Source organism: Methylobacterium sp. 1030 (assembly GCF_040544715.1).
Classification (GTDB): domain Bacteria; phylum Pseudomonadota; class Alphaproteobacteria; order Rhizobiales; family Beijerinckiaceae; genus Methylobacterium.
Genome location: NZ_JBEPKM010000004.1, coordinates 225,560 through 246,411 on the forward strand (window position 1 = coordinate 225,560; position 20,852 = coordinate 246,411).

At 70.9% G+C, this 20,852-nt stretch carries 19 protein-coding genes and 1 pseudogene; 13 read left to right on the forward strand and 7 right to left on the reverse strand.

The features are described from left to right. The first annotated feature begins 231 nt into the window (after positions 1 to 231). Positions 232 to 1,590, forward strand: coding sequence for an 8-oxoguanine deaminase (locus ABIC30_RS07425; RefSeq protein WP_354454573.1), 1,359 nt, complete (start codon positions 232 to 234; stop codon positions 1,588 to 1,590). Positions 1,591 to 1,923: 333 nt separating this feature from the next. Here the strand turns inward: ABIC30_RS07425 and bhcD are convergent, their stop codons facing one another. The 4 genes from bhcD to bhcA form a co-directional block, all read right to left on the reverse strand. Further along, positions 1,924 to 2,889 carry an iminosuccinate reductase BhcD gene (gene bhcD, locus ABIC30_RS07430; protein WP_020094519.1) on the reverse strand — a complete coding sequence of 322 codons (966 nt, stop codon included), beginning with the start codon at positions 2,887 to 2,889 and terminating at the stop codon, positions 1,924 to 1,926. Positions 2,890 to 3,034: 145 nt separating this feature from the next. After that, entirely contained in the window at positions 3,035 to 4,192 is a 1,158-nt protein-coding gene (bhcC, locus tag ABIC30_RS07435) for a 3-hydroxy-D-aspartate aldolase BhcC (RefSeq protein WP_020094518.1), read from the reverse strand. A 19-nt stretch (positions 4,193 to 4,211) separates the two neighbouring features. Beyond that, positions 4,212 to 5,171, reverse strand: coding sequence for a beta-hydroxyaspartate dehydratase BhcB (gene bhcB / locus ABIC30_RS07440; RefSeq protein WP_020094517.1), 960 nt, complete (start codon positions 5,169 to 5,171; stop codon positions 4,212 to 4,214). Positions 5,172 to 5,182: 11 nt separating this feature from the next. Continuing rightward, positions 5,183 to 6,373, reverse strand: a complete 1,191-nt coding sequence (gene bhcA, locus ABIC30_RS07445) for an L-aspartate--glyoxylate aminotransferase BhcA (protein WP_354454576.1) — start codon at positions 6,371 to 6,373, stop codon at positions 5,183 to 5,185. Positions 6,374 to 6,560: 187 nt separating this feature from the next. On the opposite strand from bhcA, the gene bhcR reads away from it, so the two are divergent. Next, positions 6,561 to 7,421 (forward strand): HTH-type transcriptional regulator BhcR, encoded by an 861-nt coding sequence (bhcR, locus tag ABIC30_RS07450; RefSeq protein ID WP_020094515.1) that lies wholly within the window; start codon positions 6,561 to 6,563, stop codon positions 7,419 to 7,421. Positions 7,422 to 7,444: 23 nt separating this feature from the next. Here the strand turns inward: bhcR and ABIC30_RS07455 are convergent, their stop codons facing one another. Continuing rightward, positions 7,445 to 7,690, reverse strand: a complete 246-nt coding sequence (locus ABIC30_RS07455; protein ID WP_042670232.1) for a hypothetical protein — start codon at positions 7,688 to 7,690, stop codon at positions 7,445 to 7,447. Positions 7,691 to 7,947: 257 nt separating this feature from the next. Between ABIC30_RS07455 and ABIC30_RS07460 the strand changes: the two genes are divergently transcribed. From ABIC30_RS07460 to ABIC30_RS07480, 5 genes are all read left to right on the forward strand, one after another. Further along, entirely contained in the window at positions 7,948 to 8,577 is a 630-nt protein-coding gene (locus tag ABIC30_RS07460; RefSeq protein ID WP_026605148.1) for a phospholipase A2 family protein, read from the forward strand. A gap of 105 nt (positions 8,578 to 8,682) precedes the next feature. Beyond that, positions 8,683 to 10,995: a CHASE domain-containing protein gene (locus ABIC30_RS07465; RefSeq protein ID WP_020094512.1), complete on the forward strand. Its 2,313-nt coding sequence runs from the start codon at positions 8,683 to 8,685 to the stop codon at positions 10,993 to 10,995. 143 nt (positions 10,996 to 11,138) lie between these two features. After that, positions 11,139 to 13,178 (forward strand): YgiQ family radical SAM protein, encoded by a 2,040-nt coding sequence (locus ABIC30_RS07470; RefSeq protein WP_026605147.1) that lies wholly within the window; start codon positions 11,139 to 11,141, stop codon positions 13,176 to 13,178. Positions 13,179 to 13,282: 104 nt separating this feature from the next. Beyond that, complete coding sequence (locus ABIC30_RS07475) at positions 13,283 to 13,627, forward strand: hypothetical protein (protein WP_354454580.1); 345 nt, start codon at positions 13,283 to 13,285, stop codon at positions 13,625 to 13,627. Then, positions 13,624 to 14,919 carry a hydantoinase/carbamoylase family amidase gene (locus ABIC30_RS07480; protein WP_020094509.1) on the forward strand — a complete coding sequence of 432 codons (1,296 nt, stop codon included), beginning with the start codon at positions 13,624 to 13,626 and terminating at the stop codon, positions 14,917 to 14,919. Before ABIC30_RS07475 ends, ABIC30_RS07480 begins: the two co-directional genes overlap by 4 nt. On the opposite strand, the gene ABIC30_RS07485 is transcribed toward ABIC30_RS07480, so the two are convergent. Next, positions 14,894 to 15,586: a winged helix-turn-helix transcriptional regulator gene (locus ABIC30_RS07485; protein ID WP_026605146.1), complete on the reverse strand. Its 693-nt coding sequence runs from the start codon at positions 15,584 to 15,586 to the stop codon at positions 14,894 to 14,896. The two genes, ABIC30_RS07480 and ABIC30_RS07485, sit on opposite strands and share 26 nt — an antisense overlap. 99 nt (positions 15,587 to 15,685) lie before the next feature. Between ABIC30_RS07485 and ABIC30_RS07490 the strand changes: the two genes are divergently transcribed. From ABIC30_RS07490 to ABIC30_RS07510, 5 genes are all read left to right on the forward strand, one after another. Further along, a complete protein-coding gene (locus ABIC30_RS07490; protein WP_042670237.1) occupies positions 15,686 to 16,477 on the forward strand; it encodes a VOC family protein in 792 nt (263 codons plus the stop codon). A 13-nt stretch (positions 16,478 to 16,490) separates the two neighbouring features. Next, a complete protein-coding gene (locus ABIC30_RS07495) occupies positions 16,491 to 16,991 on the forward strand; it encodes a VOC family protein (protein WP_020094506.1) in 501 nt (166 codons plus the stop codon). After that, a complete protein-coding gene (locus ABIC30_RS07500; protein WP_020094505.1) occupies positions 16,984 to 17,649 on the forward strand; it encodes a dihydrofolate reductase family protein in 666 nt (221 codons plus the stop codon). The genes ABIC30_RS07495 and ABIC30_RS07500 overlap by 8 nt, the downstream gene beginning before the upstream one ends. A gap of 274 nt (positions 17,650 to 17,923) precedes the next feature. After that, positions 17,924 to 18,460, forward strand: a complete 537-nt coding sequence (locus ABIC30_RS07505; RefSeq protein ID WP_042670241.1) for a glyoxalase superfamily protein — start codon at positions 17,924 to 17,926, stop codon at positions 18,458 to 18,460. Positions 18,461 to 18,919: 459 nt separating this feature from the next. Further along, positions 18,920 to 19,894 carry a sterol desaturase family protein gene (locus ABIC30_RS07510; protein ID WP_081636503.1) on the forward strand — a complete coding sequence of 325 codons (975 nt, stop codon included), beginning with the start codon at positions 18,920 to 18,922 and terminating at the stop codon, positions 19,892 to 19,894. Between the two features lie 287 nt (positions 19,895 to 20,181). On the opposite strand, the pseudogene ABIC30_RS07515 reads toward ABIC30_RS07510, so the two are convergent. Then, a pseudogene (locus tag ABIC30_RS07515) lies at positions 20,182 to 20,385 on the reverse strand (transposase); the annotation flags it as partial. Between the two features lie 97 nt (positions 20,386 to 20,482). Between ABIC30_RS07515 and ABIC30_RS07520 the strand changes: the two are divergent. Then, positions 20,483 to 20,821 (forward strand): MmcQ/YjbR family DNA-binding protein, encoded by a 339-nt coding sequence (locus ABIC30_RS07520; RefSeq protein ID WP_020094502.1) that lies wholly within the window; start codon positions 20,483 to 20,485, stop codon positions 20,819 to 20,821. Positions 20,822 to 20,852: the final 31 nt, after the last annotated feature.

Genomic DNA, 20,852 nt, shown 5'->3' on the forward strand with positions numbered 1-20,852 from the left:
TGGCTCTCAAACCTTGCATGGCTGGCCGCGAACGCCATGCCGGGATTTCGGAAGCACTTTGCGAAAAATCGCCAAGGTGGCCGGTCGCGGCTGCCGTATGCTGCGGCCCGCTGACGGCCCCGAGACGGTGCGCCCGGCACGGCGTTCCTGCCGCCAGAGGGCGGCATCTGGCCGTGGGGAGGCGTCGCGGCCCGTCCGGCGCGGCCTCCAGGGCGCACCCGGAGAGACGCGATGACCTCCCTGCTGCTGACGAACGCCGACATCCTGGTGACGATGGACGCGCAGCGCCGGGAGATTCCCGGCGGCGCGGTCTACGTGGAGGACAACCGCATCGTCGCCGTCGGCCCCGCCGCCGAGGTGCCGCAGCGGGCCGACACCGTCCTCGACCTGCGCGGCCACGCGGTGATGCCGGGCCTCGTGAACACCCACCACCACATGTACCAGACGCTCACCCGCGCGGTGCCGGCCGCGCAGGACGCCGAGCTGTTCGGCTGGCTGAAGGCGCTCTACCCGATCTGGGCCCGGCTCACGCCCGAGATGGTCCGCGTCTCGACGCAGACCGCGATGGCGGAGCTGATCCTCTCGGGCTGCACCACGTCGAGCGACCACCTCTACATCTACCCGAACGGTTGCCGGCTCGACGATTCCATCGAGGGTGCCGAGGAGATCGGCATGCGCTTCCACGCCGCCCGCGGCGCGATGAGCGTCGGGGAGAGCGCGGGCGGACTCCCGCCGGACTCGGTCGTCGAGGACGAGGCGGCGATCCTCGAAGACACGCGCCGCCTGATCGAGCGCTGGCACGATTCGGAGCGCTTCGCCATGCGCCGGATCGTGGTGGCGCCCTGCTCACCGTTCTCGGTGAGCCGCGGCCTGATGCGCGATGCCGCCGAGCTGGCCCGGCACTACGGCGTCTCGCTCCACACCCACCTCGCGGAGAACGACGACGACGTCCGCTACAGCCTGGAAAAATTCGGGATGACGCCGGCGGAGTACGCCGCCGACCTGGGCTGGACGGGCCCGGACGTGTGGCACGCCCACTGCGTCAAGCTCGACCGCGCCGGCATCGCGCTGTTCGGCCGGACCGGGACCGGGGTGGCCCACTGTCCCTGCTCCAACATGCGCCTCGCCTCGGGCATCGCGCCCGTCCGGCAGATGCGGTGCGCGGGCGTGCCGGTCGGGCTCGGCGTCGACGGCTCGGCCTCCAACGACGGGTCGCACATGCTGGGCGAGGCGCGGCAGGCCATGCTGCTCGCCCGCGTCGGCTTCGGGCCGGCGGCCATGACCGCGCGGGAGGCGCTGGAGATCGCGACGCTGGGCGGCGCGAAGGTGCTGAACCGGGACGATATCGGCGCGCTGGCCCCCGGCATGGCGGCCGACATCGTCGCCTTCGACCTGCGCGGCCTCGGCATGGCGGGGGCGCTGCACGACCCCGTCGCCGCCCTCACCTTCTGCGCGCCGCAGACGGTGGCCTGGAGCGTCATCAACGGGCGGATCGTGGTGCGCGAGGGCCGCCTGACGACCCTCGACGCCGGGGCGCTGACCGCCCGCCACAACGCCCTCGCGGCGGCCCTCGTGCGGGACGAGGCGTAGGCCGGCCTACTCATCCTCCGCAGAGGGGCTCGCGGATCCAGACATCGGGTTCGGCGGCGCGGCTCCAGGATCGGGCGAACGTCGATGTCCGCTGGAGATTTGAGAAGATCCTGGCATCCAGAGCTGGAGGCTGGAGTAATGCCCTCTTATAATCTCTTCGATTGACAATCCATGCGCGGCTGTCTTTGCGAGCGAAGCGAAGCAAGCCAGAGCCGCGCAACGTCTGTAAAGGTCGCGCGACCATGGGTCACTTCGCTTTGCTCGTGATGACGGCGAGGAATGCGTCGACCGCAGCATTCGGACGAAAGATGTATTACCTTCGGGTCGAGACCGTCAGACATCCACCTCCGTCGCCAGCCCCTTGGCCACCGCGCGGTCGACCGCCACCGCGGCGACCGCGAGGTCCTGCAGCCCGACCCCGGTGCCGTCGAACAGGGTGATCTCGGACTCCGAGACGCGGCCGGGGTGATCGCCGTTGATCACCGCCCCGATCTCCACGATGGAATCCGCGGCGAGGAGCCCCCGCGCGACAGCGTGCTGCGCCTCGCCGATGCTGACCGACTGCGCGACCTCGTCGGTGCACACCGTGGCGGCGGCGAGCAGTTCGGCCTCCACCTCCTGCTTGCCGCGCGTGTCCGTCCCCATGCAGGCGAGGTGCGTGCCCGGCCGGACCTGCGCGGCCTTCAGGATCGGCGCGAACGAGGACGTGATCGTCACGACGACGTCGGCCTCGGACCCGAGCCGGTCGAGGTCGACCGCCTCGAACGCCACGCCGTGCTCCCGCGCCACCGCCTCCATCCGGCCGAACATGCCGGGATGCAGGTTCCACGCGAGGACCCGCTCGAACGGCCGCTGCGCCAGCGCGGCGCGCAGCTGGAACGCCGACTGGTGGCCCGCGCCGATCATGCCCAGCACCCGCGCATCTTTGCGGGCAAGGTGCCGGACGGAGATGGCGCAGGCCGCGGCCGTGCGCAGCGCGGTGAGGAGGTTCCCTCCGACGACGGCCCGGCAGCGGCCGGTATCGGCGTCGAACAGGAACACCGTCGACTGGTGGTTGGTCAGGCCCTTCGCGGCGTTGCCGGGCCAGAAGCCGCCGGCCTTGAGGCCGAGCGCGAGGCTGTCCCGGTCGAAGCCCGACTTGAAGCCGTAGAGCGCGTCGGCGTGGCCGATGGCTTCCCGGACGACCGGGAAGTTGCCGGCTCGCCGCCGCGCCATGGAGGCGAAGACCTGTTCGACGGCGGTAAAGCACTCCGCCTCGGTCAACAGCCCGTCGATCGCGTGCTCGGGAACGATGATCATCGCGGATGTGTCCTCAATTCGTGAGCCGGCATGTCGCCCCCGTCATCGCGGGCGTCGCGAGGCGACCCAGGGCAGCGGGCCCCGTCGAGGCGCGTCCCCGGATCGCTGCGCCGCGCTCGCGATGACGGACGGTGTGCAGGGTGCGTCAGTAGGCCTTGCCGCGGGCCGAGACCGGCCAGAGCGTCTCGACCCGGCCGTTGCGGACGCCGACATACCAGTCGTGGACGTTGCAGGTCGGATCGCAGTGGCCGGGGACGAGGCGCAGACGGTCGTTGACCTTCAGCCGGCCCTCGGGATCCTCGATCACCCCGTGCTCGTCCGAGCACTTGATGTATTTCACGTCGTCGCGGCCGAAGACGAAGGGCAGGCCCGAATCGACCGACTGCACCTTAAGTCCCGCGTCGCAGATCGCCTTGTCGGCCTTGGCGTGGCTCATCACGCTGGTGAGGATGAACAGGGCGTTCTGCCACTCGCCCGCGTCGATGCGCTTTCCGTCCCGGTCGCGGATACGCCCGTAATCGGCGTCCATGAACGCGTAGCTGCCGCATTGCAGCTCGTTGTAGACGCCGGATCCCGCCTCGAAATAGTAGCTGCCGGTGCCGCCGCCGCTGACGAGCTCCGGCTCGAGGCCCTCCCGGTTCAGCGCCGCGACGGCGTCGCGCACCTGGGCGATGGCCGCGTCGAGCTTGGCCCGCCGCTCCTCGTAGCCGTCGATGTGCTGCATGGCGCCCTGGTAGGCCTGGAGGCCCGCGAAGCGCAGGTTCGGCGCGGCCGCGACGGCCTGGGCGATCGCCACCACCTCGGGGGTCGTCCGCACGCCGCAGCGGCCGGCGCCGCAATCGATCTCGACGAAGCAGTCGAGTTGCGTGCCGTGCCGCTGCGCCGCCGCCGAGAGGTCGGCGACGTTCGCCACGTCGTCGAGGCAGACGATGATGCGGGCACCGTGCAGCGGCAGCCGCGCCAGACGGTCGATCTTGCCCGGGTCGCGCACCTGGTTCGAGACCAGGATATCCTTGATGCCCGCGCGGGCGAAGACTTCCGCCTCCGAGACCTTCTGGCAGCAGACGCCGCAGGCGCCGCCGAGGCTCTGCTGGAGTTTCAGGATGTCGACGGACTTGTGCATCTTGCCGTGGGCGCGGTGGCGCATCCCGTGCGCCTTGGCGTAGTCGCCCATCTTGCGGATGTTGCCTTCCAGCGCGTCGAGATCGACGATCAGGCAGGGCGTCTGGATCTCGTCCTCGCGCATGCCGGGCAGCGCGGGGACGTCGAAGCCGACTTCGAGATCGGCGGATCGGGCGTTCATGTGCATCGTGGGCCTCCCGTTATTGCCAGGGCAGCGCGTCGAGATCGACGTTCCCGCCCGTGATGATCACGCCCACCCGCTTGTTCGCGAAGAAAGGGCGGTTCTTCAGCACTGCCGCCAGGGCGACGGCGCTGGACGGCTCCATGACGATCTTCAGCCGCTTCCAGATCAGCTGCATCGCCGCGACGATCTCGGCCTCGGAGACCGTCAGGATATCCGCGACGTGGTGGCGGACGAAGTGCCAGGTGAGGTCCTTCAGCGGCACCTTCAGGCCGTCCGCGACCGTCACCGGCGCGTCGTCGGCGATGATCCGTCCGGCCTTCAGGCTGCGATGGGCGTCGTCGGCCTGCTCGGGCTCCGCCGCGTAGACGGCGATGTGCGGGGCGAGCCCGGCCAGCGTCAGGCAGGTGCCCGACACCATGCCGCCGCCGCCGATCGGGGCGATCACCGCGTCGAGATCCGGGACCTGCGCGATCAGCTCGCGGGCGCAGGTCGCCTGCCCGGCGATGACGCGGGGATCGTTGTAGGGATGCACGAACTCCGCGCCGGTCTCGGCGACGACCTCGGCGAACACGGCCTCGCGCGATGAGGTGGACGGCTCGCACTCCACCACCCGGCCGCCGTAGCCGCGCACGGCGTCCTTCTTCGCCTGGGGCGCGGTGCGCGGCATCACCACCGTGCAGGGGATGCCGCGCCGGCCCGCCGCGTAGGACAGGCAGGTGCCGTGGTTGCCCGACGAGTGGGTCGCCACGCCCCGGGCGGCCTGCGCCTCGGTGAGGCTGAAGACGGCGTTCGAGGCGCCCCGCGCCTTGAAGGCGCCGGCCTTCTGCAGGTTCTCGCACTTGAAGAACAGCTGCGCGCCGGCGGCTTCATCGATGATCCGCGAGGTCAGGACCGGCGTCTCGTGGATGTAGGGCCGGATGCGCTCGTGGGCGGCCAGGACGTCGTCGAGGGTGGGCGTGATCAGGGCGCTTTCCATGGCGCGCCCCCTCAGGCGGCGGCGCGCAGGGCGGCGGCCGGGGCGCGGCGGTACACCGCCTGCGCGGCCGCGACCCCCGATCCCAGCGCGATGCGCAGGCCGAGATCGACCATCGCCATCTCGGCGGCTGCGATCCCCGACAGCGCCATCACATCCGTGAGGCTGCCGAGGTGGCCGATGCGGAAGACCTTCCCGGCGACCTCGCCGAGGCCCACCCCGAAGGCGACGTCGTAGTGGCGCGCCGCGTGGGTGACGATCCGCGTGGCGTCGAAGCCCTCCGGGGTGCGGATCGCGCTCACCGTGTCCGAGTAGAGGTCCGGGCGCGCGGCGCAGAGTTCCAGGCCCCAGGCGGCGACGGCGGCGCGGATCCCGTCCGCGATGCGGCGGTGCCGGGCGAAGACGGTCTCGAGCCCCTCGGCCAGGAGCAGTTCCGTCGACAGCTTCAGGCCGTTCAGGAGGCCGACCGCCGGCGTGTAGGGATAGGCGCCGTTCGGGTAACCCTTCGCCATGTCGCGGATGTCGAAATAGGTCCGCGGCAGCGTCGCCGTCGCCGTGGCGGCCATGGCCTTGGGCGAGAACGCCAAGATGGCGAGGCCCGCGGGCAGCATGAAGCCCTTCTGCGAGCCCGTCACGGCGACATCGACGCCCCACTCGTCCATGCGGAAATCCATGGACGCGATCGAGCTGACGCCGTCGACCAGCAGCAGAGCCGGGTGGTTGCTGGCATCCAGCGCGCGGCGCACGGCGGCGACGTCCGAGCGGACGCCGGTCGCCGTCTCGTTGTGCGTGACGAGCACGGCCCGGATGCGGTGCGCCTTGTCGGCCGCGAGGGCCTCGGCGAAGCGATCCGCCGGAAGCCCCTCGCCCCACGGGGCTTCGATCATCCGGACATCAAGGCCGTGGCGGCGCGTCATGTCGATCCAGCGGTGGCTGAACATGCCGTGGCGCGCCGCCAGCACCGTGTCGCCGGCGCTGAGCGTGTTGGAGAGCGCGGTCTCCCAGCCGCCCGTAGCCGTCGACGGGAAGATGAACACCTCGGCGTCCTCGCTCTTCAGGACCTTCTTCACGCCGGCGAGCGCCGGATGAAGGATCTGCGCGAAGAGCGGCGACCGGTGATCCAGCGTCGGCATGTCGGCCGCGCGGCGAAGCACTTCCGGCATGTTGGTCGGGCCGGGAATGAAGACGGGATTCTGTGCGAACATCGGCGGCGCTCTCCTCCAATACGGGAACAATAGCACCGCCGATCCCGTATTGATATTTTCTTGAAAAACTTTTTCATACGGGGCCGGAGCGCGGAAACGCGCGCCGCGACAACGCCTTACCTTTTTCCGTTGTGAGAAAAATTTTTCCATCCTAGGGATGGGTTGGGTGGGCTAGGGCGAGGGCGCCATGGATTCGGGAAACCGGCGGCGCGGGCGGCCGAAGGGGTTCGGAGGCGCCAAGCCGGCGGCGACCATCCAGGCGCTTGACCGCGCCCTCGATGTCCTCGACGTCCTGGCGGGCGGCGACGGGCTGACGCTCTCGGAACTAGCCGGCAGGCTCGAGCAATCCGTGGCGACCATGCACCGGGTCCTCGCGACGCTCGAGCGCCGCGGCCTCGTCGAGATCAGCGCCGACAAGCAGGAGTGGCACGTCGGTGCGGAGGCCTACCGGCTCGGATCGGCGTTCCTGCGCCGCCACAACGTCGTCGAGCGGAGCCGGTCGATGATGTGGACGCTGATGCAGGAGACGGGCGAGACCTCCAATCTCGGCGTCGAGAAGGACGGCAACGTCCTGTTCGTCAGCCAGGTGGAGACCCACGAGACGATCCGCGCCTTCTTCCCGCCGGGCTCCCTGTCGCCGCTGCACGCGTCGGGCATCGGGAAGGCTCTGCTGAGCACCTACGCGCCGGCCCGGACCGAGCGCCTGTTCCGGGGAAAGACCTTCGCGCGGTTCACCGACAAGACCATCGGCTCACTGGACCAGTTGCGCGACGACGTCGAGGCGACCCGCCGCCGGGGCTACGCGATCGACGACGAGGAGCGGAGCATCGGGATGCGCTGCGTCGCCGCCCCGATCCTCAACGTCCACGGCGAGGCTATCGCGGGGATCTCGGTGTCGGGGCCGACGCACCGGCTGTCCGACGAGAAGCTGCGCGCGATCGGCGAGCGGGTGCGGAGAGGCGCCGCTGCGGTCTCGCGCGCCCTCGGCGCGCCCGCCGCGACGATGACCGCGACGCCCGACGCGCCGGGCGAGCCTGACCAGGACTGACCAGCGGTGCGGCGAGGCGCGCCCTAGCGCCCGGGATGCGGGCGGCGCGGATCGACGGTGCCGACCGCCGACGGGGGCCTGCCGTCGCCGTCGAGGATACCGGCGCGCCCGTCCGGCGCCGTCCGCGAATCCGCGAGCGTCGCGCGGCCCTGGAGGCCGCCGGGGGCGGTGACGGCCGGGATGCCGGCGGGGGCGGTGAAGCTCTGCGCCAGGGCGGGCCCGGACAGGCCGATCCCGATCACGGCGCCGATCAGAAGACGAGAGGTCATGGCGGAGGTCCAGCTCAGGTCTGTCGCCGGGATCATCCCGGCCGCGTTACGCCTCGATGTGGGATCCGCGACCCCGGGGTCCAACACGCGGGATGAGCCCCCGTGCGCCCGCGCACTGCGCCGCGTGCCGCGCCGCCCGGGCGGTGCCGCCCCGCGGCCCGCGTCCGCCCCGCAGGGCTCCGTGACCGTGGCGGGCGAAAGTCCGGAACGGAGAAGCCGAGCTTCGAGTTGAGGGGCCGCTGAATCAGGGGCCATCCGTGAGACCGTCTCTCCTCGCCACGCTCGGGCTTCTGCTCGTCGCCTACCCGCACGCGTCCGGGGCGCAGGGCGTTCCAGACTCGCGAGGCGTCCAGAGCGTCCAAGACGTGCAGGATGTCCGAGACCTGCCGGCCGCGACCGTCGAGCCGGGCGAGCCTCGCCCGGGACCGCCCCCGCCGCTCCCGGACATCTCGGACCCGAACGGCCGGGCCGGCGAGGCCCTGAACGAGCCCGGCGAGCGCTCCGGCATCCCGAAGGCCCTGCGCTCCTCCGGATCGAAGGCGGGCGGGCCGGCCAACGATCTCAACCCGAGCGGGCAGGCAGAGGCGCCGGCACCGCCGAAGGGCGACCTGGGCCGGGTCATCGCCGGCAAGGAGCTGTTCCACGGCAATTACTGCGGCACGGGTCAGCGCGGCGAGGGGCTGCCGCCGACCGACGCCCTCGATGCCGCGTGCATGCGCCACGACGCCTGCTACGACGCGGCGGGCTACCGTTCGTGCGCCTGCGACGCGACGCTGAGGCGCGAGGCTTCCACCGTGTCGGACAGCCCGGACGCGGCGCTGGAGGTGCGGCGCCGGGCGCTGAGCGTGATCGAGGCTACCGCCGCGATGGCGTGCCGCGCGCCCTGAGCGCCCGCCGCGATGCGGGGATCTCGCCCCGGTGACGCCACCATGGACTTGCATCCCGGCGCATGCCTGCTTTCACGGGCCGCAGTCGAAGTCCGGTCTCGCCCCTTGTCCCACCGCACCGCATCGCAGGGTCCTGTCGCGCCCGCCGCCCGCCGCGGGGCGGGCGCGGCGCGCTGGATCCCGCCCGCGATCCTGGCCGCCGGCCTCCTCGCGACCGGGCTGAGCACGGCCCTCACCTGGCAGGCGGCGGCGCTGCGCGACCGCATGACCTTCGAGCACGCCACCGAGATCGAGCTGCGCACGGTCGAGGACCAGTTCCGCACCTACACCGCCCTCCTGCGCGGCGCCGCCGGCCTGTTCGCCGCCGAAGGCGCCACCGTCACGCTGGCCCAGTTCCGGGCCTACGTGCAGCGGATCGAACTGCAGCGCCTCTATCCCGGGTTCCTCGGCATCGGCTTCACGCCGACCCTGCCCGCCTCCGCGCGGGAGACGTTCGCCGCGCGCGCCGCGGCCCTGGGCGTCGAGAATGCCCGGGTCCGGCCGCCGACCGACAACCCGATGATCAGCCCGGTCCTGTTCGCCGAGCCGCCGAACCCGCGCAACCTCGCCGCCATCGGCTACGACGTGATGTCGGACCCGGTGCGGCGCGACATGGTCGAGCGGGCCCGCGACACCGGCCAGCCGGCCGCCTCGGCGCGGATCCAGCTCGTGCAGGAGATCGACGCGAACAAGCAGGCGGGCTTCCTCGTCGCCATGCCGGTCTATGCCGGCGGCGCCGTGCCGCCGGACCTCGAGGACCGGCGGCGGCGCTTCCTGGGCTTCGTGTTCGGCGCCTTCCGGGCCGACGACCTGTTCAACAGCATCGTGGCGGCGGAGGCCGAGGAGGACGCGGCCTTCGCCATCTACGACGGCGCGCCGAGCGAGGCGAACCTGCTGCACCGGTCCGCGCGGGCCTCCGCCGCCGGGGCGGGGCGCCTCACCCGCGAGGCGCATCTCGAGCTCGGCGGCCGCACCTGGACCGTCGCGTTCGCGCAGCGCGTCTCGCCCCGGCGCGGCTCGGCGCTGCCGGAGATCTGGCTCGTCTGCGGCGGCGGCCTGTTCGCCACCGCCCTGCTGGCCTTCGCGGCCTACCGGCAGCGCCGCACGCAGGACGAGATCCGCCAGCTCAACGCGTCGCTGGAGGCCCGCGTCGAGGAGCGGACGCGCGATCTCCGGGCGGCGGCCGACCGTCTGCGGCAGGCCGGGGAGGAGCGGGCGCGCATGGAGGAGGCGCTGCGCCAGTCGCAGAAGATGGAGGCGGTGGGCCAGCTCACCGGCGGCCTGGCGCACGACTTCAACAACCTTCTGGCGGGCATCTCGGGCTCGCTGGAGCTCATCGAGGCCCGCATCGCCCAGGGGCGGTCGAAGGATGTCGGCAAGTACATCGCCGCCGCCCAGGGCGCCGCCCGGCGGGCCGCGGCGCTGACCCACCGCCTGCTCGCCTTCTCGCGCCGCCAGACGCTGGCGCCCAGGGCGATCGACGCCGATCGGCTGGTCCGCGGGATGCTCGACCTGATCCAGCGCACGGTCGGGCCGAGCGTCGAGGTGCGGCACGTCGGGGCAGACGGGCTCTGGGCCGCGCTCGCGGACCCGTCCCAGCTGGAGAACGCGCTCCTGAACCTCTGCATCAACGCGCGGGACGCGATGCCCGGGGGCGGCCGGATCACCATCGAGACCGACAACCGCTGGATCGACCGGCAGCAGGCCGACGCCCAGGACATGCCGGAGGGGCCGTACCTGTCGCTGTGCGTGTCCGATACCGGCACCGGCATGCCCCCGGAGGTCGTCGCCCGGGCCTTCGACCCGTTCTTCACCACCAAGCCGATGGGCGAGGGCACCGGCCTCGGCCTGTCGATGATCTACGGCTTCGCCAAGCAGTCGGGCGGTCAGGTCCGGATCACCTCGACGGTCGGCCAGGGCACGAACGTGTGCATCTACCTGCCGCGGCACTTCGGCGAGGCGGACGCGGACGGCCCCGACCCGGCCAGGGGCCTGATGGCGCAGGCCGAGGCGGGCGAGACCGTGCTGATCGTGGACGACGAGCCGACGGTGCGCATGCTGGTGACGGACGTGCTGAGCGACCTCGGCTACACGGCGATCGAGGCCGCGGACGGCGCGGGCGGCCTCAGCGTGCTGCAATCGGGTGCGCGGATCGACCTGCTCGTCACGGATGTCGGCCTGCCCGGCGGCATGAACGGGCGCCAGATGGCGGATGCCGCCCGGGTCGGTCGACCGGAGCTGAAGGTGCTGTTCATCACCGGCTTCTCCGAGACCGCGCTGCCGGGCGACGGGCGTCTCGAGCCCGGCATGGCGGTGCTGACTAAGCCCTTCGCCGTGGAGGCCCTGGCCGCCCGCATCCGCGAGCTGATCGCGCGCTGAGCCGGGCCGGCCGCGACGGCGGCGCATCGCCTGTCTCGAGGTGCGCCGGATCGGCGCAGGGCGCCCTCGGGCGGCACGGCCGCGGCCACCGCCGCCCTGCCATTCGTTGAGATCGCGGCCCCGGAGGCCTATGCAGGGACACCATGGAACTCCAAGCGTCCACCGCCCGTCCCCTGGCGCCCCCCGTCCGAACGCCGTCGCCGCGCGGGCCCGCTGCGCCGTTCCTGCCCATGAGCCGAGCCGAGATGGCGGCCCTGGGATGGGAGTCCTGCGACATCGTGCTGGTGACCGGTGACGCCTACGTGGACCACCCGAGCTTCGGCATGGCCATCATCGGCCGGCTGCTCGAATCGCAGGGCTTCCGGGTCGGCATCATCGCCCAGCCCGACTGGCACTCGGCGGAGCCGTTCAAGGCGCTCGGCAAGCCGAACCTGTTCTTCGGCGTCACCGGCGGCAACCTCGATTCGATGGTGAACCGCTACACGGCGGACCGGCGGCTGCGCCACGACGACGCCTACACGGCCGGCGGCGAGGGCGGCCGGCGCCCGGACCGCTGCACCATCGTCTACACGCAGCGCTGCCGCGAGGCCTTCAAGGACGTCCCGGTCGTGCTCGGCGGCATCGAGGCGTCGCTGCGCCGGATCGCGCACTACGATTACTGGTCCGACAAGGTGCGCCGCTCGATCCTGGCGGACGCCAAGGCGGACCTGCTGATCTACGGCAACGCCGAGCGTGCCGTGGTCGAGGTGGCGAACCGCCTCGCGGCCGGCGAGGCGCCGAACCAACTCGACGCGATCCGGGGCGTCGCCCTGTTCCGCCGCGTGCCCGCCCACTACACCGAGCTGCCCGCCGACGACCTCGACTCGACGGACGAGGCCGCCACCCGCCGGCCCGGCGAGACCGTGATCCGGCTGCCCGCCTACGACGAGGTCAAGGACGACAAGGAGGCCTACGCCCGCGCCTCGCGCGTGCTGCACCGGGAGGCCAATCCCGGCAACGCGCGCCCCCTCGTCCAGCGCCACGGCGACCGCGACCTGTGGCTCAACCCGCCGCCGATCCCGCTGACCAGCGACGAGATGGACGCGGTCTACGACCTGCCCTACGCCCGCGCCCCGCACCCGTCCTACGGCGACGCGAAGATTCCCGCCTGGGACATGATCAAGTTCTCGGTGACGATCATGCGCGGCTGCTTCGGCGGCTGCACCTTCTGCTCGATCACCGAGCACGAGGGCCGCGTCATCCAGAACCGCTCGGAGGGCTCGATCCTGCGCGAGATCGAGCGGATCCGCGACAAGACCCCGGGCTTCACGGGCGTGATCTCGGATGTCGGCGGGCCGACGGCGAACATGTACCGGATGGCCTGCAAGGACCCGAAGATCGAGGCGGCGTGCCGGCTGCCCTCCTGCGTCTTTCCGGACGTCTGCCCGAACCTGAACACCTCGCACGACGACCTGATCCGGCTCTACCGCAAGGTCCGCGAGGTGAAGGGCGTCAAGAAGGTAATGGTCGCCTCGGGCGTGCGCTACGACCTCGCGGTGAAGAGCCCCGAATACATCAAGGAGCTTGTCACCCACCACGTCGGCGGGCGCCTGAAGATCGCGCCCGAGCACACCGAGCGCGGCCCCCTCGACAAGATGATGAAGCCAGGGATCGGCACCTACGACCGGTTCAAGGAGATGTTCGACGCCGCCGCCAAGGAGGCGGGCAAGAAGTACTACCTGATCCCGTACTTCATCGCGGCGCATCCGGGCACGACCGACGAGGACATGATGCACCTCGCGCTCTGGCTCAAGAAGAACAACTACCGCGCCGACCAGGTCCAGACGTTCCTGCCCTCGCCGATGGCGACGGCAACCGCGATGTACCACACCGAGATCAACACGCTGCGGGGCGTGAAACGTGGCGGCAGCGAGTCGGTCGAGGCGATCAAGGGGCTGCGCCAGCGCCGGCTGCACAAGGCGTTCCTGCGCTACCACGACCCCGAGAACTGGCCGCTGCTGCGCGAGGCGCTGCGGGAGATGGGCCGCGCCGACCTCATCGGGCCGCGGCCGGACCAGCTGGTGCCGTTCTCGCAGCCGCCGGGGACCGGCGCCGGTGCGGGCCGGACGGGGGGCCAGCCGCGACCCCGCTACACGGGCGGCGGCCAGCGCTTCACCACGAAGGGCGTGCCGCTGCGCAAGTGACGGTTCGTGACGGGTCCGGCGCGCCGTAACGAATTGATACGCGCCGGCCATATTGCCGCGCGGCCGGCCGGTCAGCCTCACCGGCGATCGACACGGAGGTCGCGATGGCTGTCGCCTGCCCTGTTCTGACGCCCGAAGAGCGCAAGGCGTCCGAGATCCTGGACGCCGCGCAGCGCGCGACGATGGAGACGGTGCAGGCGGCCGTGGCGGAGGCCGCCGCGCGGGTGCGCCAGCAGAATCTCGACGCCGGCCTCGACCTCGCCCCGCCGCCCAGGGCCTATTTCGAGTCCGTGGTGCACCAGCGGATGTACCTGACGCTCTGCGGGGCGGCGGTCGGCACGTTCGCGGGCGGCGATGCCAGGACGGCGATCGGTCTCATCCGGAATCAGCAGCTGATCGCCAACCGCTACTGGGGGGCCGGGATCGCGGTGACGCCGAGGGCGCCGTGACGGCGGCGCCCGAGAGCGCCGCCGGGATCGTCCTGGCGCGCGTCGACCGGCTCGCCGGGATCAGCGCCTACCCGTGGACCCTGACGCGGCGCGTCTTCAGCCCGCAGCAGGCCGAGGCCGAGGCGCTCGTCATCGGCTGGATGGCGGAGGCCGGCCTGTCGGCCCGGCGCGATCCCGCCGGCAACCTCGTCGGCCGGATCGAAGGCGCGGTCCCGGGCGGCCCGGCCGTCGTCGTCGGGGGCCACGTCGACACGCGCGAGGATGCCGGCCGCTACGACGGGACGCTCGGCGTGCTGATCGGCATCGCCGCCGTCGAGCGCATGATCCGGCACGGACCGCCGCCGCGCCACGCGGTCGAGGTCGTCGCCTTCGTCGCGGACGCGGCCGGCCGGTTCGGTCCCCGGCAGCTCGGCAGCCGGGCTGTGGTCGGGCGGCTCGCCCCGGACGCGCTGGACTGGGACGACGCCTACGGCGTCACCCTGCGTCGCGCCCTGGAGGCGCACGGGCTCGACCCGGCGCGCCTCGCGAGCGCGCGCCGGGCCTCGGACGCGATCCTGGCCTATCTCGAGGTCGCCGCCGAGGCCGGCCCCGTGCTGGAGCGATCGGGAGCGCCGGTCGGGATCGTGCAGGCCCTGTCGGAATCGACGATGCTCCGGGTCACGCTGACAGGCGCCGCCGTCGACGCGGCGGCGAACCCGATGCCGGGCCGGCGGGACGCCCTCGCCGCGGCGGCCGAATGCGTCCTCGCCGCCGAGCGCGTCGGCCTGGCGCGGGAGGGGGTCACCGTCACGGTCATGCGCCTCGACGTCGCGCCGGTGCCGACCTTCGTGGTCGCGGGGTCGGCGACACTGGGCGTCCGCGTCGATTCCGCCGACGACGGCGCGCGGCGCGCGGCCGTGGCGGAACTCGCCGCGGCGCTCGAGGCGGTCGCGGCGCGGCGCCGGCTGGGGATCACCGTCGAGCGCAGCGTCGATCCCGATGCCACCCGGTGCGATCCCGGTCTGGTCCGCCTGTTCGAGGAGGCCGTCGCGGCCGCGGGACACCGCGCCGTGCGGCTGGCGCAGGGCGTGACCACCGACGCGTCCCACATGGCCCTGCTCGGACCGATCGGCCTCGCGCTGATCCGCTGTCGGGGCGGCGTCGGCTGGGGGGCGGCGGGGACCGTCGACCCGGCCGACGTCGCGATCGGCCTCGACGTGCTCGCCGGCGTTGTCGGCGCGCTCGCGGGCGGCGCGCCCTCCCCCTGCGAGCCGCGGGACGGGCACCTCAGCCCGCCTTGGCCGGCAGGGTGAAGAGGTCGATGAAGGACCGCGCCAGGTCGGCGGGGCCCGCGACGGCGAGCGTCCCGCCGGCGCCGTCCCGGTCCAGCGGCGCCTTGCCGTAGACCGTGCGGCGCATCGCCATCGTGTCGCCGGTGAAGGCGAGGTCGGGCGCCTCGGCGACGCCCCGCCGCACGCGGATCCCGTCGCCGGTCACCGTCGCGACGAAGTCCTCGCCGGGGAAGTGGAAAGCGACCGTCGCCGACAGCGCCGCCGCCCGCCCGCGGTCGACCAGGGCCTCGAGCGACATCATGGCCGACGCCCCCGACATGAACAGGCTCGGATCGTGCCGCGGCGAGCGGGCGGCCCAGCGGCCCAGGTCGCGCATCAGGGGCGCGGCCTCGCGGCCCCAGTCGGTGAGATCGTAGACCTGCACGTTGGCCGGCGACGGCAGCCGGTACCGCAGGGCGATGCCCGCCGCCCCCAGGCTCTCTAGCCGCTGCGTCAGCACGTTCGCGCTGATCCCCGGGAGGTTCGCCCGGATCTCGCTGAACCGCCGGGGGCCGTAGACCAGCTCGCGCATGATCAGCAGCGACCAGCGCTCGCCGATGAACTCCAGCGCGAGGGCCGTGCCGCAGGCGTCGTCGTACAGGCGCTCGCGAGGCCGGGATGCTAAATCAGTTATTTTTTCTGACTTCATGGTTGCTTTGTGTAACCGAGAATGCGAGCCTGGGCAAAGCGGGGCCGGAGGGGGCGCCGCGCAGCGGCCGCAGAGCCGATTGTCACGGAGGAGCGCCCGATGCCACCCGCCGAGGGGACACCCATCTGGTTCGAGCTGAACGCGTCCGACCCGGACGCCGCGCAGGCCTTCTACGAGGCGGTCGCCGGCTGGCGCGTCGCGCCGTCGCCGATGCCCGAGCACGGCGGCTACCGGATCGCGGAGGCCGACGGGGCGCCCGTGGCCGGGATCCGGCGGCCGATGCCCGAGGCCCCCGGCCTCCCCGGCTGGGCGGTCTACCTCGCGACCTCGGACGTCGACGCCCTGGCTTCCCGCGCGGTCGATCTCGGCGGCGCGGTCCGGTTCGGGCCCGTCGACATCCCCCATGTCGGCCGCTTCGCCATGGTGAGCGACCCGCAGGGCGTGGTCTTCGCCGCGATGGATCCGGCCCGTCCCGGCGCGAGCCGGGCCTTCGGGCCGGTGCCGCTCGAGACGGAGCGGACGCGCGGCCACGGCGTCTGGATCGAGCTCGCCACCCCCGATCCCGCGGCGGCCCTCGCCTTCTACGGGGCGCTGTTCGGCTGGGAGAAGCTCGGTGCCATGCCGATGGGCGACTTGGGCGAGTACGCCTTCATCGGGCGGGGCGACCTGCGCCCCGGCGCGATGATGTCGAGCGCGGCCACCGGCGCGCCGGCCCGCTGGAACTGGTACATCCACGTCGCCGACATCGACGCCGCGCTCGCGACCGTCCGGGCGGCGGGCGGCACGGTCCTCCAGGGACCCGACCCGATCCCCGGCGGCAGCTACGCGGCCAACATCGCCGATCCGGCGGGCCACCAGCTCGGCCTCGCCGGCCCGCGGCAAGCCACGTGAGGAGCGTCCGGCCATGACGAGCGACAAGCTGACGACCTGCCTGTGGTTCGATCGCGGCGAGGCCCGCAAGGCCGCGGACTTCTACGCCGCGACCTTCCCCGACAGCCATGTCGGCGCGCCCATGAACGCCCCCTCGGATTTCCCCGGCGGGTCCGCGGGCGACGAACTCACGGTCGCGTTCACCGTCCTCGGCCGTCCGTTCGTCGGCCTGAACGGCGGCCCGGCCTTCCGGGCCAACCAGGCGGTCAGCTTCATGGTGCTGACCGACGATCAAGCGGAGACCGACCGCTACTGGGACGCCGTCGTGGGCCACGGCGGCGCGGAGAGCGCGTGCGGCTGGTGCACGGACCGCTGGGGCTTCTCCTGGCAGATCACGCCGCGCGCGCTCCTGCACGCCAACAGCCACCCCGACCGGGCTGCGGCCCGGCGCGCGTTCGAGGCCATGATGACCATGCGCAAGATCGACATCGCCCGGATCGAGGCTGCCCTCCGCGGGGACTCCGCCCATGCGTAAGATCACCGGCTCCCTCTTCCAGTCCCTCGACGGCGTGATCCAGGCACCGGGCGGTCCGGAGGAGGATCAGACCGGCTTCGCGCACGGCGGCTGGACCTTCCCGTACTTCGACGCGTCGCTCGCCGGGCCGATGGGCAAGCTGCTCGGCGGCGATTACGAGCTGCTGCTCGGCCGGCGCACCTACGAGATCTTCGCCGCCTACTGGCCGCACAACGCCGAGCAGCCGATCGGCGCGACCTTCAACGCGATCCGCAAGCATGTCGTCACCGGAAGCGACGCCGCGCTCGACTGGAACAACAGCCGCCGCCTCGCCGGCGACCCCGTCGCGGCGGTCACCCGCCTCAAGGAGAGCGAGGGCCCCGACCTCCTCATCCAGGGCAGCAGCAGGCTCTATCCGGCGCTGCTTCCGGCGGGCCTCATCGACCGGCTCGTCCTGATCACATTCCCGGTCATGCTCGGCCGCGGCAAGCGCTGGTACGCGGACGACCCGGCGGCGGCCCGCACCTGGACGCTGGTCGAGCAGAGCCACTCGCCGAAGGGCGTCCACGTCGCGGTGTTCGCGCGGGACGGGGCGGTCCAGACCGGCAGTTTCGCCAGCAAACCACCCAGCGCGGACGAGATCGCGCTCCGCGAGCGCCAGGCGGCGGGTCGCTGGTAGACCGCCGCCTGCGGCAGCGACCGGCCGGCCGTGCGCACGGCACGGGGTCGTGACCCGTCGGAAGCCGGCAGGTCCCGTGTCAGCCTTCCCTCAAACCTGTTGGCGGCCGCGCCGCGGCCGGGGTAGCCTGCCGCCAGGCCGATGCTGCCTGCCGCTCGCCCCGGAACCGGGATGGTGAAAGCATCGCGGACGACCCACCCCCACCGTGTCCCTGACCGGCGCCGGGTCGGCAATGCGGGCACCGACGGACCGACGCCGGCTCGGGGAGAGGACCATGACGACCGTCGATCAGGCCAAGACCATGGCCAAGCGGCTGCGCGCCGCGCTGGCAGCCCGCGACCTCGCCGTCCCGCACGCGGCCGCCCTCGAACTCGTCGCCGCCGGGCTGGGCTACGACGACTGGAACACCGCCTGCGCCGTCCTGGACCGGGACGCGGATGACGGCCCCCGTTTCCTGGAAGCGGTGCCGGTTCTGCGCATCTTCGACGAGGCCAAGGCGCGCGCGTTCTACTGCGGCTTTCTCGGCTTCACGCCCGGGTTCGAGCACCGGTTCGAGCCGGGTCTGCCGCTCTACATGGAGGTCGCCCGCGCGGGATTGCGGTTGCACCTGACCGAGCACCACGGCGACGCCACCCCCGGCTCGACCGTGTTCGTGCCGATGCGCGGCATCCGGGCCTATCACCGGGCGCTCACCGACCAGCGCTACGGCTATGCCCGGCCCGGCATCGAGCAGGCGCCCTGGGGCGAGGTGCTGGAGGTGGCGGATCCGTTCGGGAACCGGTTGCGATTCTGCGAGCGCCGGACCGGGTGACCGGTCGGGCGGGCGGTCCGATCCGCCGCCGACCCAGCATCTGGACTCGATCGGCACCTAACGGCGACGACGGCGTTCAGAGCGACGCCCGAGGCGTGGTGTTGCCCTCGATCGCGAAGGCGGCCTGTGGGGAAAGGCCGATCCCGGGCGCATCCCCATCGCCGGCCGGGTCCCGATGCCGCCGGCGTGCTGGGCCCGCCTCCAGTCCGAAAGCGGATCGTAGGTGCCGGCCCGGCGCCCGTGCTGCAGCGCTCTCACCGCGACGGAGCCGCACGCTCGTATGGGTGCTCACATAATGACCTTGACGTGGGTTAATAGGGGCGATCTCAAAAAACTTATTGAACATAGACGCTAGGTCTAATATCTGACAATTTTTAGATCAATATTGGTGGGGTCGGCCACATCGCTTTGGTGGGCGCCTGCCTTTCTGGAATCGATTGAATTGCGTTGGAGGGAGCGATGACTGATTTTTTCAAGCAAATCATTCATGCGCCACAGTTGCTTATTACCTGGACAATGTTTTTCGGGTTCGGACTGGCATTTTATGTAGCTTATATTGCAAAGAACCGCGCGAAATTCTCACTCCGTGGACTTGCGAAGCACTGCGTGCCGTTCAATGTCCTCACGGAAAAAAGCTTCCACACAGATGTAAAAATATACATCATTGGAAAATTGACAGGCAGTTTCATCGTGATACCTGCCATATTTCTCACTGCTGTTTGCTGCAATGCATATAGTTCTCTCGCGCATCTACTGTTCCCGGATTTCAAGAATATCGAGTTTAGTATTTTTTATGCCAGTATTTGCACGATCGTCGTGTTCGTTGTCGTAGAATTCTCGGATTTTATCTGCCATTATGTTGAGCATAAAGTGCCGTTCCTGTGGGAGCTTCATAAAGTCCATCATTCGGCGCAAACTCTGAACCCTCTGACATCGAAGCGAGGCCATCCCGTGGGGATGGCGCTCGAAGCCATCGTTCGAGGGCTTCTGACTGCCGTGCCTGGTGGCTTGTTCATGTTCCTGTTCGGTCTTAGCGTCGTTGAGGCAACGTCACTATCTTGGGTCGCATCGAAAGTTTTTATTTTTCTCACTCTCGATCCGCTGAAGCATTCCCATCTTCCGATAAGCTTGGGTTTCTTCGATAAATTCCTGATCAGCCCGCATATGCACCAGATACATCACAGCAAGGTGCAGGCGCATTGGGACAAAAATTTCGGTACAAATTTGTCTATATTCGATTGGATGTTCGGGACTGCCTACAGACCGAGTCGGAACGAGATGCCGGTATTCGGCATCTCTGGCCTCAAAGACGAAACGTTGATGAAATACAACTCTCTGTACGGGTCCTATGTCGCGCCTCTGACCAGGAGCTACAGAAAGATCCGGAAAATGTTCAATCATGAAACAGGCTCAACCGAGCGATCGGCATCCTAGCTGGGGGCTCATTCAGGCCCATGCGATGACACGGGAGACGAGCGCGACGGCGGCGAGATGATCATGGGTCGAGCGATCGTGGTGGATCGTGACGGGCCGCCAGTTTCTGAGGTGTCCGCAAAGGCGCGCGACTCGATTGCGCCGCCGGTCGGCGATCCGGCTGTGCTTGTAGGGCACCGTCCGCGTGGCCGTGGACGGGATGGTGGCGATCAGTTCGGTGGCTCTTGAGCCAATCCCCCAGGCTCTGCGCGTCGCAGGCTCTGTCGGCCGTCAGAGCCCGCGATGAGCCACCTGTTGTAGCGGTTGTGGATCGTCGTGTGGGTGCCGTGGGCGGAGGGCGTGTCCTGCCAGCGGCAGCCGACCTTCGGGACGTGCCGGATGCCGCTGATCACCCGCCTGTCGTCGATCCGAGGTTTGCCCGGTCGGCCATGCGGCAGAAGCGGCTCGATCCGCGCCCAGGCGTCGTCCGAGAGCTGGAACAACCGCGCCATCGCGATCCTCTCGCGCGGAGAACTCCACAATCAGGAAGAGGACGCGAGCGGACGCAGATCGTTGTATGAGTGCCCGAACTAGGGGAGGAGGGCCGCGATGGGCGTCGATATCGCGCGCGTGAAGGCGCTCATCGCGACGTTGGAGGCGGTGACCTCCGCCCCCCATTTTCACAGGACGGCCTTCCGGACGCCGCGCAAGACCTTCGCGACGCTGGACGAGGTGGGCCACGACATCAACCTGATGTTCGACCCGGACCTGCGCGACTTCTTCTGCGAGCAGGTGCCGGCGGCTTTCAGCCCCGTTCCGGGCGGCTGGGGGCGGATGGGCGCGACGCGGTGCGACCTCGCGATCGTCGACGAGGCGACCCTGATGTCGGCCCTGACGGCGGCCCACCGGCTCGCCGCGCCGAAGCCGCGCACGCCCCGCCGACCGTGACGGTCCCGACCCCCAAGGTCGGGCCGGGATC

Bases quoted from the DNA above. Each gene is read 5' to 3' on its own strand.
- ABIC30_RS07425 (WP_354454573.1), top strand. From the start codon at position 232: ATGACCTCCCTGCTGCTGACGAACGCCGACATCCTGGTGACGATGGAC.
- bhcD (WP_020094519.1), bottom strand. From the start codon at position 2,889: ATGATCATCGTTCCCGAGCACGCGATCGACGGGCTGTTGACCGAGGCG.
- bhcC (WP_020094518.1), bottom strand. From the start codon at position 4,192: ATGAACGCCCGATCCGCCGATCTCGAAGTCGGCTTCGACGTCCCCGCG.
- bhcB (WP_020094517.1), bottom strand. From the start codon at position 5,171: ATGGAAAGCGCCCTGATCACGCCCACCCTCGACGACGTCCTGGCCGCC.
- bhcA (WP_354454576.1), bottom strand. From the start codon at position 6,373: ATGTTCGCACAGAATCCCGTCTTCATTCCCGGCCCGACCAACATGCCG.
- bhcR (WP_020094515.1), top strand. From the start codon at position 6,561: ATGGATTCGGGAAACCGGCGGCGCGGGCGGCCGAAGGGGTTCGGAGGC.
- ABIC30_RS07455 (WP_042670232.1), bottom strand. From the start codon at position 7,690: ATGACCTCTCGTCTTCTGATCGGCGCCGTGATCGGGATCGGCCTGTCC.
- ABIC30_RS07470 (WP_026605147.1), top strand. From the start codon at position 11,139: ATGGAACTCCAAGCGTCCACCGCCCGTCCCCTGGCGCCCCCCGTCCGA.
- ABIC30_RS07475 (WP_354454580.1), top strand. From the start codon at position 13,283: ATGGCTGTCGCCTGCCCTGTTCTGACGCCCGAAGAGCGCAAGGCGTCC.
- ABIC30_RS07485 (WP_026605146.1), bottom strand. From the start codon at position 15,586: ATGAAGTCAGAAAAAATAACTGATTTAGCATCCCGGCCTCGCGAGCGC.
- ABIC30_RS07490 (WP_042670237.1), top strand. From the start codon at position 15,686: ATGCCACCCGCCGAGGGGACACCCATCTGGTTCGAGCTGAACGCGTCC.
- ABIC30_RS07495 (WP_020094506.1), top strand. From the start codon at position 16,491: ATGACGAGCGACAAGCTGACGACCTGCCTGTGGTTCGATCGCGGCGAG.
- ABIC30_RS07500 (WP_020094505.1), top strand. From the start codon at position 16,984: ATGCGTAAGATCACCGGCTCCCTCTTCCAGTCCCTCGACGGCGTGATC.
- ABIC30_RS07505 (WP_042670241.1), top strand. From the start codon at position 17,924: ATGACGACCGTCGATCAGGCCAAGACCATGGCCAAGCGGCTGCGCGCC.
- ABIC30_RS07510 (WP_081636503.1), top strand. From the start codon at position 18,920: ATGACTGATTTTTTCAAGCAAATCATTCATGCGCCACAGTTGCTTATT.
- ABIC30_RS07520 (WP_020094502.1), top strand. From the start codon at position 20,483: ATGGGCGTCGATATCGCGCGCGTGAAGGCGCTCATCGCGACGTTGGAG.